The organism is Sulfuricurvum sp., from assembly GCF_023250475.1.
Classification (GTDB): domain Bacteria; phylum Campylobacterota; class Campylobacteria; order Campylobacterales; family Sulfurimonadaceae; genus Sulfuricurvum.
This window is the reverse complement of the sequence record NZ_JAHFAQ010000104.1, coordinates 1-7,755: the sequence shown is the minus strand read 5'-3', so window position 1 is coordinate 7,755 and position 7,755 is coordinate 1. Positions and strand designations below refer to the sequence as shown.

The following is a 7,755-nucleotide window of genomic DNA, read 5'->3' as shown; positions in this document are numbered from 1 at the left end:
CCGCTCAAACGCGCTGGTCGCTTATTTCTCAATCGGGTATTCAAAGGTTCGTATATTAGCACCGTTTTTAACCATGACAACAATCTTAATCACTATCTATATCGGATTGCACGCAACCAATTTTGCCCGTGCAAACGAGTTCGCCGATAATCTTCGTGATACGTCTGAATTCATCCGCCCCACCAGTAATCTATTTTTTACCCATGAGGGAAATTATATCTATTTCGGTAATTTGTATCCGCTGAGCAAACGGGCGGAGGATATCCGAATTTTTACCTTTGACAAAGGGCACTTAACCGAGGCGCTCAGTGCCCCTGAAGCGGTATACGCTAACGGGTATTGGAATATTAACAAAGCCCATCTGATACGTCCGCCGGAGGGTTTTGATCTCAAAGCATTAGGGATTGTAACCGAAGATAAGGATAACCTCAAAGTACTGCATGATTTTAAACCCAAAATTTTAGATCAAGTGTATGAGGGGAAAGTCAATTTTACAATCACGGACGGATTTGAAGCGTTGAGCCTTTTGAAAAATCAGAATGTGGACGTAGCCAAAATTATGAGCGGAATGTATCGGATGTTTATCACTCCGTGGTTCGCTCCGCTGTTAATGGTTATCTTTTTTACCTATACACCGGTAAGCAGCCGATTTTTAAATCTCTCCCTTTTTAGTTTCGGTGCTATTTTGGCGACCTTGATGGTTTGGGGGCTTTTATTTATGCTGGGTGAGCTCTCCAATAATAAAACGCTCTCTCCCGAAATCGGTATTATTGTCCCTATCGGATTCCTCTTTGGGGTCATGGTATGGCGACTTGGAAATCCCCTAAGGAGAGTTAGGGTAAAATCGCGACAAAACTAATCAACGAGGATTTAGGGTGATCGATTTTAAAGCTCTGGCACAAACGTACGGAACACCATTGTACGTGTATGATTTTGATGCGATGAAAACGCAGTTTGAATCGTTAAAAGAGGCGTTCCGAGGTCGTAAATCGATTTTGGCCTATGCCGTCAAAGCCAATTCCAATCTCAGTGTGGTGAAACATTTCGCCCAAATGGGTTCGGGTGCCGATTGTGTTTCCATCGGAGAAGTTCGCCGTGCATTGATGGCGGGAGTTCCGAAATACCGCATACTTTTCAGCGGCGTCGGTAAACGGGATGATGAGATCCGTGAAGCGATTGAAAGCGATATCCTCTACATCAACGTCGAGAGTGAAGCGGAACTCTCTCGTGTTGAGATGATTGCCCGTGAATTGGGTGCCAAAGCGCGTATCAGTATCCGCGTCAATCCGAATATTGACCCGAAAACCCATCCGTATATTTCAACCGGTTTGCATGACAACAAATTCGGTGTTGAGATCGTTGCGGCGAAACGGATGTATATTCAGGCGAAAAATTCCGATCATCTTGATCCGGTAGGGATCCATTTTCATATCGGAAGCCAGCTGACCGAGTTGGAACCGATTTATGAAGCGGCGGTGATTGTTGCCGATTTGCTCCGTTCTTTGCAGGCGATCGACATTGAGTTGAAATTCTTCGATATCGGCGGAGGTTTGGGCGTTCGATACGATAATGAGACGACGATTGAACCGTACGATTACGCCCAGGCGATCCTCTCGGCGCTCAAAGGGATTGATGTTACGATTATTTGTGAACCGGGACGCTTTCTCACTGCAAACGCCGGATATTTCTTGACGAAAGTTTTGTATGAGAAAAACAACGGGGCAAAACGTTTCGTGATGGTGGATGGGGCGATGAACGATCTGATCCGTCCGAGTCTGTATAAGGCGTATCACCGTATCGAAGCGTTGGACAAGAGCGGCGAAGAGAGTGTCGCCGATGTGGTGGGCCCGGTGTGTGAGAGCGGCGACTTTTTGGCCAAAAACTATCCCCTTCCGATGATGGAACACAATGATCTTTTGGTCGTCCACAGTGCCGGAGCCTACGGTTTCGGGATGGGCAGCAATTACAATACCCGGGGACGATCAGCCGAAGTTGCGGTTGAAGAAGGGAAAGAGCGGCTTATTCGGCGCCGCGAAACTTTTGAAGACGTCATCGCGCTAGAGCGTGAGTATCTGTAGGATTGAGGATGTATTTTATTGATGTGCAGGGGACGTTGATCGAAGATAATACCAAACTCCCTACCCGTGGAGCGGTTGCTTTTATCGACTACCTCAATGCCCGTCAAATACCCTATATGGTCATTACCAACAGTACTAAAAATCCGAGTGACGAGTTCTTGGGCTATTTGAACTCTATCGGACTGAATATCCCCCGCGAACACTATCTTGACCCGTTAATGATGCTTGAAGGCCATATCGGGAAGTCTCAAAAAATAGCCGCATACGGATCGGAGCCGTTTTTGGAGGTTGTACGTTCTATGGGGTATCGTCTTGAATATACGTCGCCGGATGTGGTTTTGGTGGCGATTAAAGAGAATTTTCAGCCGGATGAATATGCCCAGATGATTGAATTTCTCCTTTTGGGTGCGGCACTTGTCGGTATGCATGAAACAACGCTGTACGTCAAAAATCATAAGCGCTATCCCGGTGTGGGGGCGATTTTAAAAATGTTGGAATTTGCGACATCAGCCCCCTATACCGTTGTCGGAAAGCCGAGTATCCCGTTTTTTGAGGAGGCTCTATCTCGCCTCTCTATGCAAAAAGCAGGGGTGCAGTTTAGTGATGTCACCATCATCAGTGATGACGTCAAGGGGGACCTTGTCGGCGCACAGGCTTTGGGGATGAAAGGGATTTTTGTCCTCAGCGGCAAGTATCGGAATGCGGATGAAATTATCCCCTCCTTGAAACCTCATGATCGGCCGTCAGAAATTTATCCGGATATGCAAGGGATATTGGAGAGTTTATGAATACTTTAGAAGAGTGCAGAGCACGTATTGATGAGATTGATAATGAAGTCGTAGCGCTTTTAAATCGCCGAATGGAGGTTGTTCGCCGTGTCGGTGAGATCAAACATGAGAATAATGGTGCAATCTATCGTCCCGAACGTGAGAAAGCCATTATTGACCGTTTGACCAAGATCAGTGAATCGTCCGGGGGACTTTTGAACTCGCAGGCGATTGAAGCGGTGTTTTTAGAGATTTTTGCGGTTTCCCGCAATCTTGAGCTCCCCGAGCGGATTGCGTATCTGGGGCCGGAGGGGAGTTTTACCCATCAGGCGGCGGAATCTCGTTTCGGAGCGATGAGCGATTATCTCTCTCTTGGTTCGATTGAAGCGGTCTTTAAAACACTTGAAGCCGGCCGTGCCAAATTCGGTGTCGTTCCGATCGAAAACAGCCGAGACGGTGTAGTCGGAGAAACGCTTGATCTCCTCGGTAAAAGCAGCGTTAAGATCGTTGCCGAGTTGTATATGCCGATTCATATGGCATTCGCTACGAAAGCGGAACAAATTCACCACATCAAAAGAATTTATTCCAAAGACAAAGGGTTTGGCCAATGCAGAGAGTTTTTAGCTGAGCACGGTTTGGATACAATTGAACATATTCCGGTCGAGTCAACGGCAAAAGCGGCTATTTTAGCCTCCAAAGATCCCGAAGCTGCCGCGATATGTTCTCACATCGCCGCTAAACTCTACGGCGTTCCGACCCTGTTTGAAAACATCGAAGATACCCAAAACAATGCGACCCGTTTTTTTATCCTCAGTGATTTTAAAAACGGCATGAGCGGCGAAGATAAAACTTCTATTTTGGTCCGTCTGAAAGATGCCCAAAAAGCAGGGGCGTTGGTCCACTTCCTCGAAGATTTTAACAATGCTGATATCAATCTCAGCAAAATCGAAAGCCGCCCCTCCAGAGATAATGACGGCTTCGGATACTGGTTTTTTATCGATTTTTTCGGTCACATCGATGAGCCTAAAATTCAATCATTAGTTCAGAAACATGTCGATGAAGTGACATGGCTGGGAAGCTACGTTAAGGGAGAGTTATGAAATTCAACAGCGCATTAGAGAGTATTAAAATATATGAAGCGGGAAAACCGATCGAATTAGTGGTACGCGAATACGGCATTGATAAAGATCAAATCGTGAAATTGGCAAGCAATGAAAATCCTTTCGGATGCTCGCCGAAAGTAAAAGAAGCGGTACGCTCCATTATCGACAATATGGCACTTTATCCGGATGATTCGATGGTAAAACTTAAAACCGCTTTGTCGAATAAATACGGCATTAAAACCAACGAGTTGATCATCGGCGCGGGAAGCGATCAGGTCATTGAATTTGCGATCCATGCCAAAGCGCACAGCGGAAGCAAAGTGTTGATGAACAGTGTGACGTTTGCGATGTATGAGATTTATGCCAAACAAGTCGGGGCGCAAATACTCCGCACCGAGTCACGCGAACATAAGATGGATGAATTTTTTGCCCTCTATACTGAACACAAACCCGCAATAATTTTTCTCTGTACCCCGAATAATCCTACCGGCGATGGGCTTGATGCGGCGGAGATGATTTCGTTTATCGAAAAAGTGGATAGTGACACATTGGTAATCGTCGATGGAGCCTATATGGAGTATGCCCGTTTTAAAGATTCGGCATACGCAGTTGAACCGCGTGATTTAGTTGAGCGTTTTAACAATGTTCTCTTTTTAGGGACGTTTTCAAAAGCGTACGGTTTGGGCGGAATGCGGGTAGGGTATGGAATTGCCCAAGCATCTATCATTGAAGCTCTGTATAAAGTCCGTCCGCCGTTTAACGTTACAACCCTCTCTCTTGAAGCGGCTTCCGTGGCATTGGAAGATGAAGCGTTTGTTCAAGAATGTATCGCGGACAACTTTATTCAAATGAATCGTTACGAAGAGTTTGCACGTTCTAAGGGGATCAATGTGATTGAAAGTTATACCAATTTCGTCACTTTATTACTTCCTGAAGAAAAAAATTCATCGAAAATTGCGCAAGAACTGTTAAAAAAGGGTATGATTGTACGTGATTTAAGCAGTTACGGATTGAACGCTATTCGCGTTACAATCGGAACCCGGATTCAAAACGATCGATTTTTTGAACTCACTGATTCTTTAGTATAAAAATAGGTAACAATGGATTTTAAGACCCTTTTTTCGCAACTCGTTGTTTTTTTCGGAAAGCTTACCCAAGCTCAAAAGGCTATTATCGGGGCGGCGGTTACCGGGATTATAGCCTTTTTGATTTTTTTGGTCGTTTATACGTCCGAAGGGAAGAAGGCAGACAATGACGGCTATCAGGTTCTTTTCGAACAACTGAGTGCGGAAGATTCGGCAAAGGTCATCGATCAGCTCGAAAAAGATAAGATTCCTTACCGTATCCCGCGCGAAAATGTGATTGAAGTCCCCAAAGATGTTGTGTATAAAGAGCGTATTACCGTGGCGTCGATGGGAATTCCAAAAGAGGGGCATGTCGGATTTGAACTGTTTGACAAGCAAGAGTTCGGTGCAACGAATTTCGATCAAGAGGTAAAGTTTCGCCGCGCGTTGGAGGGGGAATTGGCCCGATCCATCGATTCTCTCGAGCCGGTTGAAAAATCGAGCGTCTCCTTGGCGCTTCCCAAAGAGACATTGTTTGTTGAAGAAGCAGTACCCCCTTCCGCTTCCGTTATGGTTCAGTTGCAGGCGGATCGAAAATTGACCCCTAAACAGATTAGGGGTATTAAAAAGCTTGTAGCGGCAGCGGTTCCGAAACTCACTCCCGAAAATGTCGCTTTGATCAATGCTGAGGGGGAAACCCTCGGAGATGACGATGCGGCATCGGCAATGGGTGAACTCTCTGGTATGCAACAGCAGTATAAAACCAAAGAAGAGAAAAAACAAGAAGAGAAAATCATTAATGTTCTTGCCCCTTTTATCGGCGGAAAAGATCGTGTTGTTGCCAAAGTGACGATCGAGTACGATTTTTCAGAACAGAGTTCGACGTCGGAAAAATTCGATCCTGAAAACGTAGTGCGGAGTGAACAAACTTCCGAAGAGAAACGTGACGGCGCAACCGCTCCGCAAGTGGGGGGAGTGCCGGGTGCTGTCAGCAATATCGGACCTGTCGAAGGGCTTGCCGGCGGCGGCGGAGAAAAATTCGAGAAAACGACCGGAACGACAAATTACGAAGTTTCTAAAACGGTCTCAACGACCAAGATGGAGTTTGCCCGTATTAAACGGATGACGGCTGCGGTTGTCGTCGACGGTAAGTATGAACCGAAAAAAGATGCGGCGGGCGAACCTACAGAAGAGGTGCAGTACGTTGCCTTGGATGAAACCCAGATTCAGGCAATTGATGCATTGGTTAAGCAATCTATCGGAGCTGACGAACAGCGCGGTGATCAGGTGACGGTGCGAAACTTTGAGTTTCAGGCATCAAAAGAGGGAAATCAGCCAAAAGACGGTGCTTCCAAAGCATCAACTTTTATTGCAACCTATATTACTCCCTTTGCTCCGGTTTTCAAATATATCCTAGTTGCCCTCATCTTATTTGTAGCGTATAAAAAGATCATTATCCCTTTTGCCGAACGTATGCTAGAATTCAGCCGCGAAGAGGAAGAATTCGAGAAGCCGAATTTGGAGATTGCCGATGATGAAGATGAAGATTTAGCGGAAAAAGTGCAATTGATGCGTAAAAAAGTGGAAAATCAGCTCGGATTGGGTGATAACTTCAATGAGGATGAGCTTAAATACGACGTATTATTAGAAAAAGTGCGTGAAATTGCGGAAGACCATCCTGAAGAGATTGCTTCGTTGATTCAAGCCTTGATCGATGAAGAATCGGTACCCGCCGATAGTCCACATAAGCGTTAGGAGGGGTAAATGACTTTAACACAGTCCCAACAAGCTAATTTTGACGAAATGAGTATGTCACAAAAAATAGCTATTTTGTTGGTACAGCTGGGTGAAGATGTCACTGCCACTATTTTTTCGCGGATGAATGTCGAAGCGATTACCGAAGTCTCCAAATATATTGCCAATAACCGTTCTATTGAGAAAAATATCGGAGCTGCCGTTCTCGAAGAATTCTATGCGATTATTCAATCCAATCAGTATTTGAACACGGGCGGTATGGACTACGCACGGGAGATCCTCTACAAAGCGTTAGGACCCGAAGAGGCTAAGAAGGTATTGGAACGGTTGAGCAAAACCATGCAAGGTTCTCAGAATTTTGCCTACCTCTCCAAAATCAAACCGCAGCAGCTTGCCGACTTTATTACAAACGAGCATCCTCAGACCGTCGCCTTGATTTTGGCCCATATGGACCCTTCCGCGGCCGCAGAGACCCTCTATATCTTCCCCGATGATCTGCGTGCCGAAGTGGCGATGCGTATGGCCAAACTCGGGGACATCTCTCCGTCGATTATTAAACGGGTGAGTGCCGTCCTCGAATCCAAACTTGAATCTCTTGCAAGCTACAAAGTCGAAGTGGGTGGACCGCGCGCCGTGGCAGACGTCTTCAACCGTTTGGGTGCGAAAGCGTCCAAAGCGACCCTCAGCCAAATCGAACAACTCGATCAGGAACTGGCCGCATCGATCAAAGAGATGATGTTTACGTTCGAAGATATGGTTGATCTTGACGGAAACAGCATCCGAGAAATCCTCAAAGCGGTCGATAAGAACGATCTTATGCTGGCATTGAAAAATGCCGCTGAAGAGCTAAAAGAGAAGTTTTATGCCAATATGTCCCAACGTGCGAAAGATGCTTTTGTCGAGGAGCTCCAGTTTTTGGGTGCCGTTAAGATGAAAGAGGTTGAGGGGGCGCAGCGTAAAATCGTTGATGCCGTTCAGGCATTGGCCG

At 46.0% G+C, this 7,755-nt stretch carries 7 protein-coding genes; all 7 read left to right on the top strand.

What is annotated here, in order from left to right; genetic code table 11:
* On the top strand, positions 1-859 hold an 859-nt coding region (locus Q0C19_RS09440; protein ID WP_295055406.1), incomplete at its 5' end, for an LptF/LptG family permease.
* Between the two features lie 16 nt (positions 860-875).
* Positions 876-2,078: a diaminopimelate decarboxylase gene (lysA, locus tag Q0C19_RS09435; RefSeq protein ID WP_295055404.1), complete on the top strand. Its 1,203-nt coding sequence runs from the start codon at positions 876-878 to the stop codon at positions 2,076-2,078.
* A gap of 8 nt (positions 2,079-2,086) precedes the next feature.
* Entirely contained in the window at positions 2,087-2,866 is a 780-nt protein-coding gene (locus Q0C19_RS09430; RefSeq protein WP_295055402.1) for an HAD-IIA family hydrolase, read from the top strand.
* On the top strand, positions 2,863-3,945 hold the full coding sequence (gene pheA / locus Q0C19_RS09425; RefSeq protein ID WP_295055400.1) for a prephenate dehydratase: 1,083 nt from the start codon (positions 2,863-2,865) through the stop codon (positions 3,943-3,945). Before Q0C19_RS09430 ends, pheA begins: the two co-directional genes overlap by 4 nt.
* Entirely contained in the window at positions 3,942-5,036 is a 1,095-nt protein-coding gene (hisC, locus tag Q0C19_RS09420) for a histidinol-phosphate transaminase (protein ID WP_295055398.1), read from the top strand. Before pheA ends, hisC begins: the two co-directional genes overlap by 4 nt.
* 12 nt (positions 5,037-5,048) lie before the next feature.
* On the top strand, positions 5,049-6,767 hold the full coding sequence (gene fliF, locus Q0C19_RS09415; protein WP_295055396.1) for a flagellar basal-body MS-ring/collar protein FliF: 1,719 nt from the start codon (positions 5,049-5,051) through the stop codon (positions 6,765-6,767).
* A gap of 9 nt (positions 6,768-6,776) precedes the next feature.
* A partial coding sequence (gene fliG / locus Q0C19_RS09410; protein WP_295055394.1) for a flagellar motor switch protein FliG occupies positions 6,777-7,755 on the top strand: 979 nt, incomplete at its 3' end.

Bases quoted from the DNA above. Each gene is read 5' to 3' on its own strand.
- Q0C19_RS09430 (WP_295055402.1), top strand. From the start codon at position 2,087: ATGTATTTTATTGATGTGCAGGGGACGTTGATCGAAGATAATACCAAA.
- pheA (WP_295055400.1), top strand. From the start codon at position 2,863: ATGAATACTTTAGAAGAGTGCAGAGCACGTATTGATGAGATTGATAAT.
- hisC (WP_295055398.1), top strand. From the start codon at position 3,942: ATGAAATTCAACAGCGCATTAGAGAGTATTAAAATATATGAAGCGGGA.
- fliF (WP_295055396.1), top strand. From the start codon at position 5,049: ATGGATTTTAAGACCCTTTTTTCGCAACTCGTTGTTTTTTTCGGAAAG.